We start from the raw sequence: 17297 nt of genomic DNA, 5'->3' as shown, positions 1-17297 counted from the left end.
GTCCACCGGGTTTCTTGGTCGTTTCTGCCTTCGCGGGGACCGGCACAGCGTCCCGCAGCAACTATGTCAGCCCTTGCGCGTGCGCGCCGCGAGCGTCCTCAGCCGGAGCGCATTGAGGCGGATGAAGCCGGCGGCGTCCTTCTGGTCGTAGGCGCCGCGGTCGTCCTCGAAGGTGACCAGCGCGTCGGAATAGAGCGTCTTCTTCGACTTGCGGCCGGTGACCATCACATTGCCCTTGTAGAGCTTCAGCCGCACAGTGCCTTCGACATCCTCCTGGCTCTTGTCGATCATCGCCTGCAGCATCAGCCGCTCCGGCGAGAACCAGAAGCCGTTGTAGATCAGCTCGGCATAGCGCGGCATGAACTCGTCCTTGAGGTGGGCGGCACCGCGGTCGAGCGTGATCGATTCGATGGCGCGGTGGGCGGCGATAAGGATGGTGCCGCCGGGCGTTTCGTAGACGCCGCGCGATTTCATGCCGACGAAGCGGTTCTCGACGAGGTCGAGCCGGCCGATGCCGTTGTCGCGGCCGAGGTCGTTGAGCGCGGCCAGCATCGTCGCCGGCGACAGCTTCTTGCCGTTCAGCGCAATCGGGTCGCCCTTGAGGAACTCGATCTCGATCTCGGTGACCTTGTCCGGCGCGTCCATCGGCGAGACGGTGCGCTGGTGGACGAATTCCGGCGGTTCCGTCCACGGATCCTCCAGCACCTTGCCCTCCGAGGAGGAGTGCAGCAGGTTGGCGTCGACCGAGAACGGCGCATCGCCGCGCTTGTCCTTCGGCACGGGAATCTGGTGCTGTTCGGCGAAGTTCAGCAGGTCGGTGCGCGACTTGAAGGACCAGTCGCGCCACGGCGCGATGACCTTGATGTCGGGGTTAAGCGCGTAAGCCGACAGCTCGAAACGGACCTGGTCGTTGCCCTTGCCGGTAGCGCCGTGGGCAATCGCGTCGGCGCCGGTTTCCTTTGCGATCTCGACGAGGTGCTTGGAGATCAGCGGCCGGGCGATCGAGGTGCCGAGCAGGTAGGTGCCTTCATAGACGGCATTGGCGCGGAACATCGGGAAGACGAAGTCGGCGACGAATTCCTCGCGCACGTCGACGATGCGGATGTCCTTGATGCCCATCAGCTCGGCCTTGCGGCGGGCCGGCTCCAGCTCGCCGCCCTGGCCTAGGTCGGCGGTGAAGGTGACGACTTCGGCACCGAGCTCGGTCTGCAGCCATTTCAGGATGATGGAGGTGTCGAGGCCGCCGGAATAGGCGAGCACGACTTTCTTCACGCTTTTGGTCTTGGACATTTTTGGCGGTTCCGCGGGAAAGGTTTCGCGGGCGAGGTATCACGGCGTTTCCGGGCTGCGCAAGAGACGAACCGGCCTTTGATGCCAGCAAGGGCTGGACCAGACGCCGCGCCGGTCAGCCGCTGGCGAAGCTGAAATGGCTGCATTATAGGCTCCGCAATCCTTCTCTGGGGCGCGCGCGACCGATGTCCTTCCTTCCCGACGCAACGACGCTGATCCAGTTCGCCATCGCCACGGTGATCCTGGCGATCACGCCGGGGCCCGACATGACGCTGTTCGTGTCGAGGACGCTGAGCCATGGCCGCGCCACCGGTTTTGCCTCGATGGCAGGGGCGCTCTGCGGCACGCTGATCCACACCACACTGGTGGCGGTCGGGGTCTCGGCGCTGATCGTCGCCTCGCCGATGGCCTTTTTCGTCCTGAAAATCTTCGGCGCCGGCTATCTGGTCTTTCTGGCGTGGCAAGCGGTCAGCAAGGGCTCGGCCTTCTCGCCGGAGAAGAAGGCCGGCCCGCGTATCTCGCTGTTCCGCAGCTGGGCGGCCGGGCTCGGCGTCAATTTGCTCAACCCGAAGATCATCATGTTCTTCATGACGTTTTTGCCGCAGTTCGTCTCCGCGCACGACCCGAACGCGCCCGGAAAGCTGTTCTTCCTCGGCGTCATGTTCATCGTGCTGTCGACGCCTGTGGTGGTGCCAATGGTGCTGGCGGCGGAAAGATTTTCGGCGGCGATGAAGGCAAGCCCCCGCGTGATGCGGGTGGTCGACTATCTGTTCGGCGGCGTGTTCTCGGCCTTCGCGCTCAAGATCCTGACGGCCCAGGCGAAATAGGCTGGGTCTCGCGCCAGCTGCCGGCCCAGCGACCGGCGGCGAGCCAGTAGAAGATGCCACCGACCATGCCGGAGCCGATCACCGCCAGGATGGCGCTGGTATCGGTGATGACGAAGTCGGGATCGCCGCTCTGGCGGACGAAACCGAGGAAGGCCGCGGCGACGCCGCCGCCGGCGATCGCATAGAACAGCCAGTCGCGCCGTCCGAGGATCTCGGCGGCGACGATGACGACCGCCGCCGGCATGAAGGCGAAATAGGCGACGAACAACGCCACGACGGGGATCGAGAAATAGAGCGAGGCGGTCGCCGTCGGGTGGGCCTGGTCGGGCGTATAGCCGAGCGAGCCCAGGAACAGGATGTTGAGGAAGGCGCTGGCCGCCAACGAGGCGGCGATGTAGCCGACCAGGATGACAGCGAAGCGGATGAGGTAGGCGACGAAGCGGCTCACGCCTCGCCGTGCCCGGCGATCATCATCGCTTCCAGCGCCAGCCGGTCGACCTTGCGCATGCGTTCCGATTCCGACTTCAGCTGACCGCAGGCGGCGAGGATGTCGCGGCCGCGCGGGGTGCGGATCGGCGAGGCGTAGCCGGCATTGTTGATGTAGTCGGCGAACTTCTCGATCGTCTCCCAGTCCGAGCACTGGTAGTTGGTGCCCGGCCACGGGTTGAACGGGATCAGATTGATCTTGGCCGGGATGCCCTTCAAGAGCTTGACCAGCGCCTTGGCGTCGTCGAGGGAATCGTTGACGTCCTTCAGCATCACATATTCGAAGGTGATGCGCCTTGCGTTGGAGAGGCCGGGATAGGCGCGGCAGGCGGCGATCAGCTCCTTCAGCGGATACTTCTTGTTGATCGGCACCAAAAGGTCGCGCAGATCGTCATTGGTGGCATGCAGCGAGATCGCCAGCATGACGCCGATCTCCTCGCCGGTGCGGAAGATTTCCGGCACGACGCCGGAGGTCGACAGCGTGATCCGGCGCTTCGACAGTGACAGGCCGTCGCCATCGGAGGCGATCAACAGCGCCTTCTTCACCGCCTCGAAATTGTAGAGCGGCTCGCCCATCCCCATCATGACGATGTTGGAGACCTTACGTCCTTCTGCGGGCACGATGGCGCCGTCGGGCGTGTCGCGGTCTGGGAAGTCGCCGAGCCGGTCGCGGGCGGTGAGCAGCTGCGCCAGGATTTCTTCCGTGGTCAGGTTGCGCACCAGCTTCTGCGTGCCTGTGTGGCAGAACGAGCAGGTCAGCGTGCAGCCGACCTGCGAGGAGATGCAGAGCGTGCCACGGCCTTCCTCGGGGATATAGACGGTCTCGATCTCGACCGGGCGGCCGGCGCCGCGCGGCGGAAAGCGGAACAGCCATTTGCGGGTACCGTCGGCGGAGATCTGCTCCTCGACGATCTCGGGCCGCGCGACGGTGAAATGCCTGTCGAGTTCGGCGCGCAGGTCCTTGGAGATGTTGAACATGCCGGAAAAGTCGGAGACGCCGCGCACATACATCCAGTGCCAGAGCTGCTGGGCGCGCATTTTCGCCTGGCGCTCCGGCACGATGCCGGCCTCGACGAGGGCGGCGCCGAGCTCGGTCCGGGTGAGGCCGATCAGCGTCGGCTTTTCGGCCGGCGTGGCGCGGGCACGCAAGGCGTCGCGCGCGCCTTCGGCGGTAAGATCAAGTGAAAGGGTCATGGTTGCGCCAATATAAGCGGTTTGCGGCCGATTTCAGTATCGTGCCCGAAATGAAGCGCGGCGCATAGCACAGGTTCGGAGCGGAGTCATGCGGGGCGGGCGCGACCTTGCCAGTCGTGTCATCATTCGCTCGACCGCCGTGAGGCGGCGCCGCATCCCTCGCACTGCGCAAATCGATCACATATTCGTGTTGGCGTAACGACCCAAGGCGCCTTCGCGAACCCTGAAAGGGGCAACTGTGCCCCTGCAAAATGGGAGTATGCGGAATGCAATCGATCAAGCTTGTTGTCATCGCCGGCCTCCTCGGCCTTTCCGCGGCACAGGCATTTGCCGAAGACACGATGGGAACGATGACCATGATGAAGGCCGGCCAGGTAACGGCGATCACGCCCGACGGCCATATGGGCACGATGGTGCCGGACGCCAAGATGAGCGCCGAGATGATGAAGATGGCGAAGCCGATCAAGCACTGCATGATGATGATGACCGACGCCAAGGGCAAAGCCTACATGATCGACACGTCGACCAAGAAGGCCCAGGCCGAGTGTGAGAAAATGGCGATGTGAACATCGCCAAGCACGCACGCCGACCTTCCCGCCGGCCGGTGCGCCGGCGGGTATTCCGATCACATCTCCTTGAACCCCGTTCCGATGCGGTGCCGCATAGCGTCGGACTCGCCGCCCGGGTTGATCGGCTCCGTCATTATGCTAGGCCGGGCCTGTCACCACGAGGTTCGTCATGGCCGGCATATCCCGAAAATACCGCTTGCTGCGGCGTTCGCACGCCATGTGGGTGTCGCGGCGCGTCTGGCAGCCGCGTCTCGTCTTCTGGGCCGGCGCCATCTCGATCGGCCTGATCAGCGTCCTGTTCGCGCTGCTTGCCGACCGCGCGCAGGCTCTGTTCCATATCATGACCGGCAATGAGGGCGGCTGGCGCTTCTATCTGCCGCTCGTGGTGACGCCGCTCGGTTTCGTACTTTGCGCCTGGGTCGCGCATTCCTTCTTCCCGGGGTCGCAAGGCAGCGGCATTCCGCAGGCGATCGCAGCGCGGCATCTGCGCGACGAGGATGACCGCAGCCGCATCCTGTCGCTCAGGCTGGTGGCGGGCAAGATCGCGCTCACCGTCGTCGGCCTCGCCTGCGGCGCCTCGATCGGCCGCGAGGGTCCGACGGTGCAGGTCGGCGCCTCGCTGATGCTGCAGGCGGCGCGCTGGGGCGGCATGGCGCAGGCGCGCGGGCTGATCCTGGCCGGCTCCGCCGCCGGCATCGCCGCCGCGTTCAACACGCCGCTTGCCGGCATCGTCTTTGCCATCGAGGAAATGGGCCGGGCCTATGAGGCGCGCACCAACGGGCTGGTGCTGACGGCGGTGATCCTGGCCGGCCTCGCCTCGCTGGGGCTGCTCGGCAACTACACCTATTTCGGCGTCGCCAAGGACACGGTGGCGTTTGCCACCGACTGGCCGCTGGTGCTTGCCTGCGGCATCATCGGCGGCGGTGTCGGCGCGCTGTTCTCGCTGCTTGCGCTGAAGGTCATGCGCCGCATCCGGCGCTGGAACGCGCTGCAGCCGCTGCCGCGCGCGCTGGTGGTGGCGGCCGTCTGCGGGTTCGCCGTGGCGGTGATCGGCGTCGCGTCCGGCGGGCTGACCTTCGGCACCGGCTATGCGCAGGCGCGCGGCGCGATCGAAGGCACGCAGCTGCCGGCCCTCTTCTTCGTGGAAAAATTCGCCGCCGGCCTCTTGTCGATGGTATCGGGCATTCCGGGCGGTCTCTTCGCACCGTCGCTGGCGGTGGGCGCGGGGCTGGGCAGCACGCTCGGCCTGGTCTTCGGCACGGCCACCGGCACGGCGGCGCTGCTCGATGGCCGGTTATTTCGCCGGTGTCGTGCAGGCGCCGATGACGGCCTTCGTCATCATCCTCGAGATGACCGGCAACCACGACAATGTCATCGCGCTGATGTGCGCAGCGATGCTGGGCTACGGCACGGCGAGGCTGATCTCCAACGAGCCGCTCTATCATGCGCTGTCGCGCGTCTTCATCGCCGAGGCGATCCGGCGGCGCAGAACGGAGACGATGCCCGCGCCGGGCTGAGCTATCGTTCTTCCGCTTTCACTTGCGGGAGGCGGACCTCGCTGTTGTGCCAGAGCGTCAGGTCTCCCTGGCTTTCAATGTCGCCGCGCGCGTCGAGAGCTTCCAGTCGCCCGGCGATATCGTCCCAGGAAACCTGGACGCCCGCCTTGCGAAGCGCCTCTTCGGTCTTCGCGAGGACCATGGCCGTCTTCCGCCAGCGGTCCATCACCATTTGCATGATGGCGCGGTCGATGTCGCTGTCCGCCGTCAAGGGGGCCTCAGCCTATTTGCACTTGGCGATCGAGGCCAGCGCGGCCGAAATGCCCTTCAGCGAGAACACATAGGAGGTGGGGTTGCCGCGACCGGACTTGGCCTGCACCTTCATGTCGGTGCCGGTCTTCATGGCGGCGATCAGCACCGGCTCTTCCGCCGCGTTCTCGACCCAAGCCGACTTGCCGCGGGTGAACATCGAGAAGGTCTTCTTGTCGATGGTGACGGTGGCCTTGGAGCCTTCCTGGAAATTGTAGCCGGCGATGAATTGCGGCTCGTAGGACACCTGCTGGCCCGGCCGCTGGCTGACGAAGAAGAACATGTCGCCATGGTCGAGTGTCGCCGGCTGCTTGTCGGTCGGCACGGTGAGCACGTAGCAGACCTTGCCGCCGGATGCCTGGTAGCTGTAGGTCCCCCAGGCATTGTGCTGGCCGATCTTGGTCGCCGACTGCGCCAGCGCGGGCGCCGCCAGGGCCACCAGGACCAGGCTGGAAACTGTAGCAATCAATCCACGCATCGTTTTTCCCGTATTCCAAATGGTGCGGCGGCAGGCCGTTGCGGCGTCCTGCCCGTCGCTTCATTTTGATTTAATCAGGGTTACCAAACGGTGAATTTTCCTCAAGAAAAGGACCCTCACCCCAGGAAACCGCCGCCATTCCCGCGCCGTCGCCACAAAGGCGGCAGGCGGGACGTCCTGTGCCGACTTGGAGGATACGAAAGCGGCAAGAGTTTGACTTTTCAAACAAGCGCTTGCGCCGGTTCGGGCTCAGTCCTTGTCGGCGATCGCGTCCCTGGCAGCCTGCCTGTGCGCGGGCGTGATGTGGGCGCTGACGGCGGTGATCGCAGCGGTCAGCACGGCGAGGTCGTCGGTGAAGCCGAGGCCGAAGATGACATCGGGGATGAAATCGATCGGCAGCACGAAATAGCCGAGCGAGGCGAGCAGGATGCCCTTGGCGCGCATCGGCGTGTCCTTGTCCATGGCGCAGTAATAGGCGGCGACCACCTCTTCCATGAACGGGATCTGCCGGGCGGCCTTCTTGGCCGTGCGCCAGAATTTTTCGCGCACCTCACCTTCGCCGGCGAGCTTGTCGCCGAAGCCGAAGAAATCAAAACCGGGTTGCCGCGCCATCTTCTTCTCCTTGGCGCCGCGCGCTTGGTTGGGTGCACGGCCGCCGGGGGAAAATGTGGTGAAAGCGCCCCCCCATCACAAGAGTTCAGCCGCCAAAATAGCGGTTCATCTTCGTGGCCAGCTCGATGTCGAGTGCGGTGACGCCGCCGGCATCATGCGTGTTCAGCGTGACGTCCACGGTCTTGTAGACGTTCGACCAGTCGGGGTGATGGTCCATCTTTTCCGCCGCGAGCGCGACGCGGGTCATGAAGGCGAAGGCCTCGGAAAAGTTCTTGAAACCGAAGCTGCGCCTGATCGAGGCGCCGTCCTCGGCCAGCGACCAGCCGCCGAGTTCGGCCAAAGCGGCGAGGACGGCGTCCTTGCCCAGTTTTTCTCTCGTCATGTCTTTGTCCCGTGCTATTTCGGATTTTGACCCTCACCATAATGCATGTCGTCCGCAAGTGCGTCGCAGTTTTGGGACATGACATGCACAAAAACGGCGCCGGATCGATGAGCGCAAAGCCGATAAATTCCATCCTGTTCGTCTGCCTCGGCAATATCTGCCGCTCGCCTCTCGCCGAAGGCGTGTTGCGCGCCGTGCTGGCCGAGCGCGGGCTGGGCCGAACCATCATGCTCGATTCGGCCGCGACCAGCGGCTGGGAGGTCGGCTCCGCTCCCGATCCGCGTTCGATCTCGATCGCGGCGCATCATGGCATCGACATTTCCGGGCAAAGGGCGCGCAGGGTGGTGCCGGAGGATTTTTCCCGCTTCGACGTGATCCTCGGCATGGACCGGGCGAACGTCCGCGACCTCAAGGCGATCGCGCCCGCCGCGATGCGCGAGCGCATCCACCTGTTCCTTGAGTTTGCCGACGGCGCTGCGGGCGAGGTGCCGGACCCCTATTATGACGGGCCGGACGCGTTCGCCGAGGTCTATCGCATGATCCGCGAGGCGTCGGAGGCGCTGGCGAAGCGGCTGGCAGCGCGCGCGTCGGCGCCCGACAGCGGCCAGGCTTCCTCGACGATATAGGGGCCGCCGCCGACCGAATCGCGCGACGACATCAAAACGAAACGGCCGACGCGGAAGGGCAGCGCCGAGAAATTGCCGCGCGCCGAAAGATACTGCGCAACGTCGAGCGGACTTGAATTGCGCAGCCGCGCCAGCGTCACATGCGGCATGAACTTGCGCGGATCGGCCGGCAGGCCGAGCCGCTGGCAGATGCGGTCGATCTCGCCTTGCAGGGCGGTCAGGTCCGGCGAGACGGCGACGCCGGCCCATACGGCGTGCGGCTTCTTCTGGCCGAAGGCGCCGACACCGGAGAGCGTCAGCGAGAAGGACGGGCGGTGGACGCGGTCCAGCGCGTTGGCGATCTCGTCGGCGACATGGCCCTCGACATCGCCGATGAAGCGCAGCGTCAGATGGTAGTTTTCGACGTCGATCCAGCGGGCTCCGGGCAGGCCGCCCCGGAGCAGGGACAGCGAAAGAGCGGCGTCACGCGGAATTTCGAGGGCGGTGAAAAGACGCGGCATGGCAAGCCTCCTGTCCTCGAATCGAAACTCACGCCCCTAGCGAATCATCGATATCCAAGCGGGGCAAGCGGTTTATTGACCTCGCGGTTTCCCCAACGGCAACCGTGACTTTCCTGCCTCACGACGCGCCGCCATCCGCGGCAATCGACTTTTCCACCGTCGGTAGTATGCCTTCGACCATCCTGTCGACGCCCCTGGCGTTGGGGTGCAGCCCATCGCCAAGCTGCAGGCCGGGCACGCCGGCGACGCCGTCGAGAAAGAACGGATAGAGCGGAACGCCGTATTTCGCGGCGAGCTTCGGATAGATGGCGTCGAAGGCGTTCTGGTAGTCGGCGCCGAGATTGGGCGCGGCGCGCATGCCGGCCAGCAGCACGCCGATCTTGCGCGCCTTGAGCCTGGCCAGCATCTCGTCGAGGTTTTTCTCGGGGACGGCCGGCGCCACACCGCGCAGCATGTCGTTGGCGCCGAGCTCGAGGATCACCAGTTGCGTGCCGTCGGGCACCGACCAGTCGAGCCGCGCCAGGCCGCCGCTCGAGGTGTCGCCGGAGACGCCGGCATTGGCGACGCTGACATCGAGACCCTTGGCGCGAAGCGCTGCCTGCAGCCTATCGGTGAAACCCTCGCCGGGCCCGAGGCTGAAACCCGCCATCAGGCTGTCGCCGAAACCGACGATCCTGAACGTCTCGGCGCTTGCCGAGGAAACGGCGCTGCCGATCGCGGCGAAAAGAACGAGGGCTGCGGCCAGAGTGTGTTTGAAAGCCATGCGGCAGGCCCCATATGAGCGGAAATGGTCTTCAGGCGAAGGCGGGTTCCTTGTTGAGCATCGGATTTCCCCGGTCTCCACTTTGGCTCCGATGCTCTAGCCCTTCTCTACCCATATAGGACGCTTTCATTGTGACAGAAGCCGTCATCGTGCTGAAAGACGTATCGCTGACGCTCGGTGAAGGCGCGTCCTCCGTGCATGTGCTGAAGGGCGTCAGCCTCGATGTCGCGGCCGGCGAGGCGACCGGCATTGTCGGCCCTTCGGGTTCCGGCAAGTCGACGCTGCTGATGGTCCTGGCCGGCCTGGAAAGGGTCGATTCCGGAACGGTCCGCATCGCCGGCGAGCTGCTCAACGGTAAAAGCGAGGACCACATCGCATCGTTTCGGGGGCGAAACATCGGCATCGTGTTCCAGTCCTTCCACCTCATCCCCAATATGACGGCGCTGGAAAATGTTGCGGTGCCACTCGAGCTCGCCGGCCATGCCGACCCGTTCGGCGTCGCGGCGCGCGAGCTGGCGGCGGTGGGGCTCAGCGATCGCGTCACCCATTATCCCGGCGAATTGTCGGGCGGCGAGCAGCAGCGTGTGGCGATCGCCCGGGCGCTGGCGCCCTCGCCGCGCATCCTGATCGCCGACGAGCCGACCGGCAATCTCGACCAGGCGACGGGACGGCAGATCGCCGACCTCCTGTTCGCCAAGGCGGCCGAACGCGACATGACGCTGGTGCTGGTCACGCATGACCAATCACTCGCCGCGCGCTGCTCGCGCCAGGTGTCGATGCGCTCGGGCCGGATCGAGGACGCGCCGAAGCCGGTGAAGGTTTCGGCCTGATGGCGCTGTCGCAGACGTTGAAGCTCGCGGTCCGCTTCTCGCTGCGCGAGATGCGTGGCGGCCTCTCTGGCTTCCTGATCTTCCTCGCCTGCATCGCGCTCGGCGTCGCCGCCATCGGCGGCGTCAATTCGGTGGCGCAGGCGATCAGCGCCGGCGTCGCCAACCAGGGCCAGACGCTGCTTGGCGGGGACCTGCGCTTCCAGCTCAACCAGCGCGACACGACATCGGCCGAACGCGATTTCCTCGGCGGGCTGGGCGCGATCTCGCACAGCGCCAGCATGCGCTCGATGGCGCGATTGGAGGACGGCTCGGACCAGGCGCTGGTCGAAGCCAAGGCGGTGGATGACGCCTATCCGCTCTTCGGCGCGCTGGCGACCGAGCCGGCGCTGCCGCGCGCGGCGCTGTTCGGCGAGCGGTCCGGCGTATTCGGCGCCGCGGCGCCCGAGCTTTTGTTCGACCGGCTGAACCTCAAGCTTGGCGACCGGGTGAAACTCGGCGGCGCCACGTTCGAGCTGCGCGCGCGGCTGGTGAACGAGCCGGACGCGGTCTCCGACGGCTTCGGCTTCGCGCCGCGGCTGCTGGTCTCGACCGAAGGGCTCGCCGCGTCGGGCCTGATCCAGCCAGGGAGCCTGGTCGAGAACGCCTACAAGGTCCGGCTGCCCGCCGGCGCCAGCGGGGCCGATCTCAAGGCGATCGAGGATCGCGCGGCCAAGGCGTTTCCGGAGGCCGGCTGGTCGATCCGCACGCGCAGCAACGCTGCACCGGCGCTGTCCTCCAACATCGAGCGCTTCTCGCAATTCCTGACGCTGGTCGGGCTGACTGCGCTGGTGGTCGGCGGCGTCGGCGTGGCCAACGCGGTGCGCGCCTATCTCGACGGCAAGCGCGGCGTCATCGCCACCTTCAAGAGCCTCGGCGCCTCCGGCGGTTTCGTCTTCACCATCTATCTGGTGCAGATCCTGCTGATTGCCGGCGTCGGCATCGTCGCCGGCCTGATCCTCGGCGCGGCGATGCCGTTCGCGGCGAGCGCCGCGCTGCAGTCGGTCATCCCGGTGCCGGCGGAAGGCGGTTTCTATCCAGGCGCGCTCGCCATGGCGGCGCTGTTCGGCCTGCTGGTGACGCTGGCCTTCGCGCTGCTGCCGCTGGGGCGCGCCCGCGACGTGCCGGCAACGGCGCTGTTTCGCGAGATGGGTTTTGAAAGCCGCGGCTTCCCGCGCCTGCCCTATGTCGCGGCAGCGGTCGGCATCGCGCTGTTCCTGGCGGCGCTCGCCATCCTGTTTTCCGGCGACCGCCGCATCGCCTCGATCTTCGTCGGCGCCACGATCGTTGCATTCGTGGTGCTGCGCCTGGTCGGCGCGCTGGTGCAATGGGCAGCGCGGAAGAGTCCGCGTGTCCGCTCGGTCGCGCTCAGGCTGGCGCTGGGCAACATCCACCGGCCGGGCGCCCTGACGCCGTCGGTGGTGCTGTCGCTAGGGCTCGGGCTGACGCTTCTGGTGACGCTGGCGCTGATCGATGGCAATCTCAGGCGGCAGATCTCCGGCAGCCTGCCGGAACGGGCGCCGAACTTCTTCTTCGTTGATATCCAGAGCGGCGATGTCGACGCCTTCTCGGCGCTGATCGGCAAGGAGGCCCCCGGCGGAACGCTGGTCAAGGTGCCGATGCTGCGCGGACGGGTGATGGCGCTGAACGGCATCGATGTCGGCAAGGTGAGCGTGCCGCCGGAAGGCGCCTGGGTGCTGCGCGGCGACCGCGGCCTGACCTACGATGCCAAAATGCCCGCCAACGCGACGCTGACGCAAGGCGCGTGGTGGCCGCAGGACTATGCCGGCGAGCCGCTGGTGTCGTTTTCGGCCGAGGAGGGGCGGCAGATCGGGTTGAAGCTCGGCGACACCGTCACCGTCAATGTGCTGGGACGCAACGTGACCGCCAGGATCGCCAATTTCCGCCAGGTCGAATGGGAGACGATGGGCATCAATTTCGTCATGGTGTTCTCGCCCAACACCTTCGCCGGAGCCCCGCATGGCTGGCTGGCGACGCTGACCGACAAGAACGCGTCCACGGCGGACGACGCCCGTCTGCTCAACGCCGTCACCCGCGCTTTTCCGGCGGTGACGACGGTCCGGGTCAAGGATGCGCTCGACATCGTCAACCGGCTGGTGGGCCAGCTCGGCACCGCGATCCGCGCCGCCGCCGGCGTGGCGCTGATCGCATCGGTGCTGGTGCTCTCCGGCGCGCTCGCCGCCGGCAACCGGGCGCGCATCCATGATGCGGTGGTGCTGAAGACGCTGGGCGCGACGCGCAGGACGCTGATCACGGCGTTCTCGCTGGAATATGTGCTGATCGGCCTTGCCACGGCGGTCTTCGCGCTGGCGGCGGGCGGCGTCGCGGCCTGGTTCGTGGTCGCGCGCATCATGACGCTGCCATCGCATTTCATGCCGGAAGTGGCGATGGCGACGATGCTGTTTTCGCTGGCCGTCACGGTCGGCATCGGCCTTGCCGGAACCTGGCGGGTGCTCGGGCACAAGGCGGCGCCGGTGCTGCGCAATCTCTGATTTGCCGGGCTCGCGACACCCGCGCCGGGTTAAATCTTGGTAAGAATGCCCCCGAAAAAGGCCGTCGAAGCGGCTTTTTACCTTCTCACGAACCGTTACAGCCGGTTACGGACTTGTTCTTCAGGCGAAGAACCATCATATTCCGCGCAGGCATGCTGGAGCCCTGCCAGCGGCGCCTGGGCCAGAAAAGGCCGGACACCGGACGGGGCAGAAGCAACAGAGGAATTCCAATGGCTGATCCCATTCGCAACTACCAGACGCGCGCCGTGCCCGGCACCCGTGTCGATGCGGACATCGACCAGGGCCTGCGCGCCTACATGATCAAGGTCTACAATCTGATGGGGCTTGGCCTGCTCATCACCGGCCTTGCCGCTATCGGCACGATCATGCTGGCCACCACCACTGACCCGGCCTCGGCGGTCGCTACGCTGCCGAGCGGCGAGATGCTGACCTCCTTCGGCTATGCGATCTTCGGCTCGCCGCTGCGCTGGGTCGTCATCCTCGCCCCGCTGGCGCCGGTGCTGTTCCTGTCGGCCCGCATCCAGTCGATGAGCGTTTCGGCCGCGCAGACCACGTTCTGGGTCTATGCCGGCCTTGTCGGCCTGTCGCTGTCGTCGATCTTCCTGGTCTATACGAGCGCCAGCATCTCGCAGACCTTCTTCGCCACCGCGGCCGCCTTCGGCGCGCTGTCGCTCTACGGCTATACGACCAAGCGCGACCTGACAGCGTTCGGCTCGTTCCTGGTCATGGGCGTGTTCGGCCTGATCATCGCCATGGTGATCAACATCTTCCTGGCCTCGTCGGCGCTGTCCTTCGCCATCTCGGCGATCGGCGTGCTGATCTTTTCCGGCCTCACCGCCTACGACACGCAGAAGATCAAGGAGATGTATTTCGACGGCGACGCCAGCGATGTCGCCGGCCGCAAGGCGACTATGGGCGCCTTGAGGCTCTATCTCGACTTCATCAACCTGTTCATGTTCCTGCTGCAGTTCATGGGCGACCGCCGCTGAACGGCACTGGACTACTGAGTTCACGAGGGGCGGCCCAATGGCCGCCCTTTTCTTTTGCGCCTGCCTTTGCTGTTATGGAGGGCAGGTGAAAGATTTGCATAAATTATGAGCAGCATCACGATCAGAGCCGCCGGCGCCGCGGACCTCGACCGAATCACGGAAATCTACGCCGATGCGGTGACGCACGGCACCGCCAGCTACGAGCTGGAGCCGCCGAGCCGCGCCGAGATGGGCAGCCGATTCGACGGTCTGACGGCGGGCGGCTTCCCCTATCTGGTGGCGGAAAAGGATGGCGCGGTGCTCGGCTATGCCTATGCCGGTCCGTTCCGGCCACGCCCGGCCTATCGCTTCGTCGTCGAGGATTCCGTCTATGTCGCGCCCGAGGCGAAGGGCCAGGGTGTCGGGTGGCTGCTGATGCAAGGGCTGATCGACGCGGCCGAGGCGGCCGGCTTCCGCCAGATCATCGCCGTCATCGGCGACGGCCATGCCGACAGCGCGTCGGTGCGGCTGCACGAGAAGCTCGGCTTCCGCCATTCCGGGCGCCTGGAAGGGTCCGGCTACAAGCACGGACGCTGGCTGGACACGGTCTTCATGCAGCTGTCGCTGAATGGCGGGGCAGGACGTGCGCCGGATTCGGATTCGTGGCCGGAGCGGCGGTTCCGTGATGGACTAAGGGGGAACTGAGGAACTGGAGAATTGGAGAACAAAAGGAAGGCGGCGGTTGCACCAGGCGCTGAGTGCCTTCTTCCCTAATTCTTCAATTCGTCAGTTCCCCAGTTCCTCAGTTCCTCTTCGACTCCCAGCTCAAGCCTCGATAACCTTCAGCTTTGGATCGAAGACGCCGAGCACGCGGCCGAGCTCCTGGCCGCGCTTCAGGATGCGGCCGCCGGCGGCGATGACGGAGAAGGCGCCCTGGCGGCGCGCCAGCTTCGGATCCTTGACGATCTGGAACAGCGGAACCTCGCTGGCGCGGCGGAAGACGGAGAAGACGGCGCGGTCGGAGAGATGGTCGATGGCGTAGTCGCGCCATTCATTGGCGGCGACCATGCGTCCGTAGAGCCTGAGGATCTGATCGAGTTCGCGCCGGTCGAAGCGCACCGGCTGGTCGAGGCGCTCGCGTCGGGCCTCATGCAGCGGGATCAATATTGCGGATGCGTCCCCATCCTCCGTCCCACTGCCACCGCGATCGGTCATGCCTAGATCCTTCGAATGAATCTTCGCCTTCAGAAGTTGGCCCGTTCGCCATGGAATTGCAAGAGCCGGCGAAGCATGCCAGCGCAGCGCTGTTTCCGTCACGTCCAGTCACGTTTGTGAACCTCCTGTTGGAATTGGTGATGCTCTGCCACATTTCTGCCATTTTCTAACCGCGCTCATGCCCCAATGTCCGACGAGTTTACCGGCGTTGCCTGAGACGGTTCGGTCCGGCACCGGCTCGTAAACCCCAAGCCCCCCGCCCACGGGTCTGCGTCGGATCGAACCAACCTCGGTTTTCCCTCGGAAAATCGGGTGCGACGATCCCAAAACCTAAATGACCGGCGTCAGAAGCAAGCTGACGCCGGTTTTTACTGCTTGGCTTTCGTGATCCTTGGGTCTGCGCTGCGTCGCTTCGCTCCTAGTGATGAAGAAGCTGACGCTTGGCACACGACGCGAAGGACCAATTCCAACCATCCTCGGATATTCCTTCGACGAGGCCTTGCAGTCCAAAATCTTCGGGATCCGGTTCCATCATTTCAGCTATAAAGCGGGAAACGTCGGCCCCGGAGGATCTGCGGCCCATGCCCGAGGAGAATGACAACCGCTCGCCTGTTGCTCTTGAACAGCGCGGCATGAGCCCCGACCAGCGCATGTTCTCGCCTTCAGCTGCGCGAAATTTGGCACCGATCCTCGCGGTCCTAAAGCGTGTTCTTCCGACACATGGCGTGGTGCTGGAGATTGGCTGCGGGACCGGGGAGCACGCCGTGTGTTTTGCGGAAGCGATGCCCAACCTCACCTGGCAGCCAAGCGATCCTGATGCCGACGCACGCGCCAGCACCTCTAGCTGGATCAAATTTTCTGGGCTGAATAATGTGCTCGCGCCGCTTGAAATAGATGTGTGCTCGAGATTATGGGGCGTCGAGCAAACGGCGCCGTTTGACGCCATCGTGTCGATCAATATGGTTCATATCGCGCCGTGGGCGGCAAGTTTAGGATTGTTTGCAGGCGCTGGCCGTTTGCTCCGCACTGGTGGGCTTCTTGTTCTCTACGGGCCATTCATGCGCGACGGCACACACAACGCACCATCCAACGCCGCTTTCGACGCATCTCTAAAGGAGCGCAACCCATCTTGGGGTGTGCGTGATATTGCTGATCTTGAACGCGTGGGTGAGGCCTCTCGACTTAGTCTCCGCGAGGCGATCGAGATGCCTGCTAACAATTTGTCGGTTGTCTTCTCCTGCGATAGTGCCTGAACGACAATCGTCCCATTCTATTGGCTATTCATCGTTTCAGTGGAAACGCTGAACCGCTCTATCTCTTTGTTTTGACGCAATTCCGGACGCAAACCGATACGCACTTCCTGGAATGCTCTAGGACGAGGAAGCTCTAAAGCCGGTCGGGCTTGCGGATGAAGGCGGCGCCGAGGATCGGGCCTGGCATGCCGTCCTTGCCGACGGATTGCAGCAGCACCGCGCAGCCGGCCTTCTTGGCGATTTCGGTCATCGGCAATTCGTAGCGCTGCGGCTTGCCGTGCCACATGCCGGCGATCTGGATGTCGGAGACGGCGTTCCAATAGGTCAGGCTGCGGCCGCTGTTCTCGCCCTGGCCGATCTTCACCATCTGCGGCGGATCGAAATAGACGATCACCACATGGGCGTCGTTGGGGCCGTTGCCGGCGTCGCCGGCATCGATCATGACGCGGTCGCTGGTGCGGCTGACCTTGATGCCGACGCGCATGCCTTCGCCGGTCCGGTTGAGGCGCGCCAGCGTGCCGTCGACTTCCTTGCGGCTGGCGCCGTTGACGTGGCTGCGGCCGTTGATGACGGCTTGCGGCGTGTAGACAGAGCGGCTGCCGAAGGCGCGCATGTAGTCGTACTGCCGGTCGGTGTTTTCCTTGCTGCTCAGCGTGTCCTGCCAGCCGAGATAGTCCCAGTAGTTGACGTGATAGGCGAGCGCGACGAGGTCCTCCTTGCTGGCAAGCTCGGCAAAGAACTCGTCGGCCGGCGGACAGGAGCTGCAGCCCTGGCTGGTGAAAAGCTCGACCACGCCGAGCGGCTTGTCGGTTTGCTGTTTATCGGCCCGGGCGCTCTCTGGCTCGCTTGCAAGCACCGTGCCGGCGCTTGCCGACAGGGCCAGCGCAAGAACCGCGAGCCGCAAGGGTTTTGCAAATGCCATGGCCGTT

19 protein-coding genes and 1 pseudogene are annotated in these 17297 nt (G+C 65.0%); 9 read left to right on the top strand and 11 right to left on the bottom strand.

The window, feature by feature from the left end; genetic code table 11:
- Positions 1 to 66 precede the first annotated feature (66 nt).
- A complete protein-coding gene (locus EN786_RS17645) occupies positions 67 to 1290 on the bottom strand; it encodes an argininosuccinate synthase (RefSeq protein ID WP_127283964.1) in 1224 nt (407 codons plus the stop codon).
- Positions 1291 to 1475: 185 nt separating this feature from the next.
- On the opposite strand from EN786_RS17645, the gene EN786_RS17640 reads away from it, so the two are divergent.
- Positions 1476 to 2117: a LysE family translocator gene (locus EN786_RS17640; RefSeq protein WP_127308924.1), complete on the top strand. Its 642-nt coding sequence runs from the start codon at positions 1476 to 1478 to the stop codon at positions 2115 to 2117.
- Here EN786_RS17640 and EN786_RS17635 read toward each other — a convergent pair.
- Together EN786_RS17635 and rlmN are read right to left on the bottom strand one after the other, a co-directional pair.
- The gene (locus tag EN786_RS17635; protein WP_127283966.1) at positions 2089 to 2565 is read right to left on the bottom strand and encodes a hypothetical protein; all 477 of its coding nucleotides are present in this window, start codon (positions 2563 to 2565) and stop codon (positions 2089 to 2091) included. The two genes, EN786_RS17640 and EN786_RS17635, sit on opposite strands and share 29 nt — an antisense overlap.
- Positions 2562 to 3797, bottom strand: coding sequence for a 23S rRNA (adenine(2503)-C(2))-methyltransferase RlmN (gene rlmN, locus EN786_RS17630; RefSeq protein ID WP_127308925.1), 1236 nt, complete (start codon positions 3795 to 3797; stop codon positions 2562 to 2564). The genes EN786_RS17635 and rlmN overlap by 4 nt, the downstream gene beginning before the upstream one ends.
- Before the next feature lie 266 nt (positions 3798 to 4063).
- On the opposite strand from rlmN, the gene EN786_RS17625 reads away from it, so the two are divergent.
- Together EN786_RS17625 and EN786_RS17620 are read left to right on the top strand one after the other, a co-directional pair.
- The gene (locus EN786_RS17625) at positions 4064 to 4363 is read left to right on the top strand and encodes a hypothetical protein (protein WP_127286660.1); all 300 of its coding nucleotides are present in this window, start codon (positions 4064 to 4066) and stop codon (positions 4361 to 4363) included.
- Between the two features lie 172 nt (positions 4364 to 4535).
- Positions 4536 to 5883: pseudogene (locus EN786_RS17620) on the top strand (chloride channel protein).
- 1 nt (position 5884) lies between these two features.
- On the opposite strand, the gene EN786_RS17615 reads toward EN786_RS17620, so the two are convergent.
- The 4 genes from EN786_RS17615 to EN786_RS17600 form a co-directional block, all read right to left on the bottom strand.
- Positions 5885 to 6133, bottom strand: a complete 249-nt coding sequence (locus EN786_RS17615) for a hypothetical protein (protein ID WP_127286661.1) — start codon at positions 6131 to 6133, stop codon at positions 5885 to 5887.
- A gap of 12 nt (positions 6134 to 6145) precedes the next feature.
- The gene (locus EN786_RS17610; RefSeq protein ID WP_126057419.1) at positions 6146 to 6649 is read right to left on the bottom strand and encodes an invasion associated locus B family protein; all 504 of its coding nucleotides are present in this window, start codon (positions 6647 to 6649) and stop codon (positions 6146 to 6148) included.
- Positions 6650 to 6898: 249 nt separating this feature from the next.
- Positions 6899 to 7261 carry a YkvA family protein gene (locus EN786_RS17605; RefSeq protein WP_127286662.1) on the bottom strand — a complete coding sequence of 121 codons (363 nt, stop codon included), beginning with the start codon at positions 7259 to 7261 and terminating at the stop codon, positions 6899 to 6901.
- 85 nt (positions 7262 to 7346) lie between these two features.
- A complete protein-coding gene (locus EN786_RS17600) occupies positions 7347 to 7643 on the bottom strand; it encodes a 4a-hydroxytetrahydrobiopterin dehydratase (protein ID WP_127286663.1) in 297 nt (98 codons plus the stop codon).
- Positions 7644 to 7750: 107 nt separating this feature from the next.
- Here EN786_RS17600 and EN786_RS17595 point away from each other — a divergent pair, with 107 nt between their 5' ends.
- Positions 7751 to 8269 (top strand): low molecular weight protein-tyrosine-phosphatase, encoded by a 519-nt coding sequence (locus EN786_RS17595; protein ID WP_127286667.1) that lies wholly within the window; start codon positions 7751 to 7753, stop codon positions 8267 to 8269.
- Here EN786_RS17595 and thpR read toward each other — a convergent pair.
- Together thpR and EN786_RS17585 are read right to left on the bottom strand one after the other, a co-directional pair.
- Positions 8173 to 8769 carry an RNA 2',3'-cyclic phosphodiesterase gene (thpR, locus tag EN786_RS17590; RefSeq protein ID WP_127286664.1) on the bottom strand — a complete coding sequence of 199 codons (597 nt, stop codon included), beginning with the start codon at positions 8767 to 8769 and terminating at the stop codon, positions 8173 to 8175. The two genes, EN786_RS17595 and thpR, sit on opposite strands and share 97 nt — an antisense overlap.
- Before the next feature lie 118 nt (positions 8770 to 8887).
- Positions 8888 to 9532, bottom strand: coding sequence for an arylesterase (locus EN786_RS17585; protein ID WP_127311025.1), 645 nt, complete (start codon positions 9530 to 9532; stop codon positions 8888 to 8890).
- Between the two features lie 131 nt (positions 9533 to 9663).
- On the opposite strand from EN786_RS17585, the gene EN786_RS17580 reads away from it, so the two are divergent.
- The 4 genes from EN786_RS17580 (at position 9664) to EN786_RS17565 (ending at position 14605) form a co-directional block, all read left to right on the top strand.
- Positions 9664 to 10362 carry an ABC transporter ATP-binding protein gene (locus EN786_RS17580; RefSeq protein ID WP_127311026.1) on the top strand — a complete coding sequence of 233 codons (699 nt, stop codon included), beginning with the start codon at positions 9664 to 9666 and terminating at the stop codon, positions 10360 to 10362.
- Positions 10362 to 12911 carry an ABC transporter permease gene (locus EN786_RS17575; RefSeq protein WP_127311027.1) on the top strand — a complete coding sequence of 850 codons (2550 nt, stop codon included), beginning with the start codon at positions 10362 to 10364 and terminating at the stop codon, positions 12909 to 12911. The genes EN786_RS17580 and EN786_RS17575 overlap by 1 nt, the downstream gene beginning before the upstream one ends.
- A gap of 230 nt (positions 12912 to 13141) precedes the next feature.
- The gene (locus tag EN786_RS17570; protein ID WP_127286705.1) at positions 13142 to 13921 is read left to right on the top strand and encodes a Bax inhibitor-1/YccA family protein; all 780 of its coding nucleotides are present in this window, start codon (positions 13142 to 13144) and stop codon (positions 13919 to 13921) included.
- A 105-nt stretch (positions 13922 to 14026) separates the two neighbouring features.
- Positions 14027 to 14605, top strand: a complete 579-nt coding sequence (locus EN786_RS17565; RefSeq protein ID WP_127286706.1) for a GNAT family N-acetyltransferase — start codon at positions 14027 to 14029, stop codon at positions 14603 to 14605.
- Between the two features lie 120 nt (positions 14606 to 14725).
- Here EN786_RS17565 and EN786_RS17560 read toward each other — a convergent pair whose 3' ends face one another.
- The gene (locus EN786_RS17560) at positions 14726 to 15115 is read right to left on the bottom strand and encodes a DUF2794 domain-containing protein (RefSeq protein WP_126057429.1); all 390 of its coding nucleotides are present in this window, start codon (positions 15113 to 15115) and stop codon (positions 14726 to 14728) included.
- 581 nt (positions 15116 to 15696) lie between these two features.
- Between EN786_RS17560 and EN786_RS17555 the strand changes: the two genes are divergently transcribed.
- Positions 15697 to 16368, top strand: coding sequence for a DUF938 domain-containing protein (locus tag EN786_RS17555; RefSeq protein WP_127311028.1), 672 nt, complete (start codon positions 15697 to 15699; stop codon positions 16366 to 16368).
- 133 nt (positions 16369 to 16501) lie between these two features.
- Here the strand turns inward: EN786_RS17555 and EN786_RS17550 are convergent, their stop codons facing one another.
- A complete protein-coding gene (locus EN786_RS17550; RefSeq protein WP_127311029.1) occupies positions 16502 to 17290 on the bottom strand; it encodes a thioredoxin family protein in 789 nt (262 codons plus the stop codon).
- Between the last annotated feature and the right edge of the window lie 7 nt (positions 17291 to 17297).

Source organism: Mesorhizobium sp. M4B.F.Ca.ET.143.01.1.1, assembly GCF_004792275.1.
In the GTDB taxonomy this organism is placed as follows: domain Bacteria; phylum Pseudomonadota; class Alphaproteobacteria; order Rhizobiales; family Rhizobiaceae; genus Mesorhizobium; species Mesorhizobium abyssinicae.
Note: the sequence above shows the minus strand (reverse complement) of the source record. Positions and strands in the feature narration are given on the sequence as shown.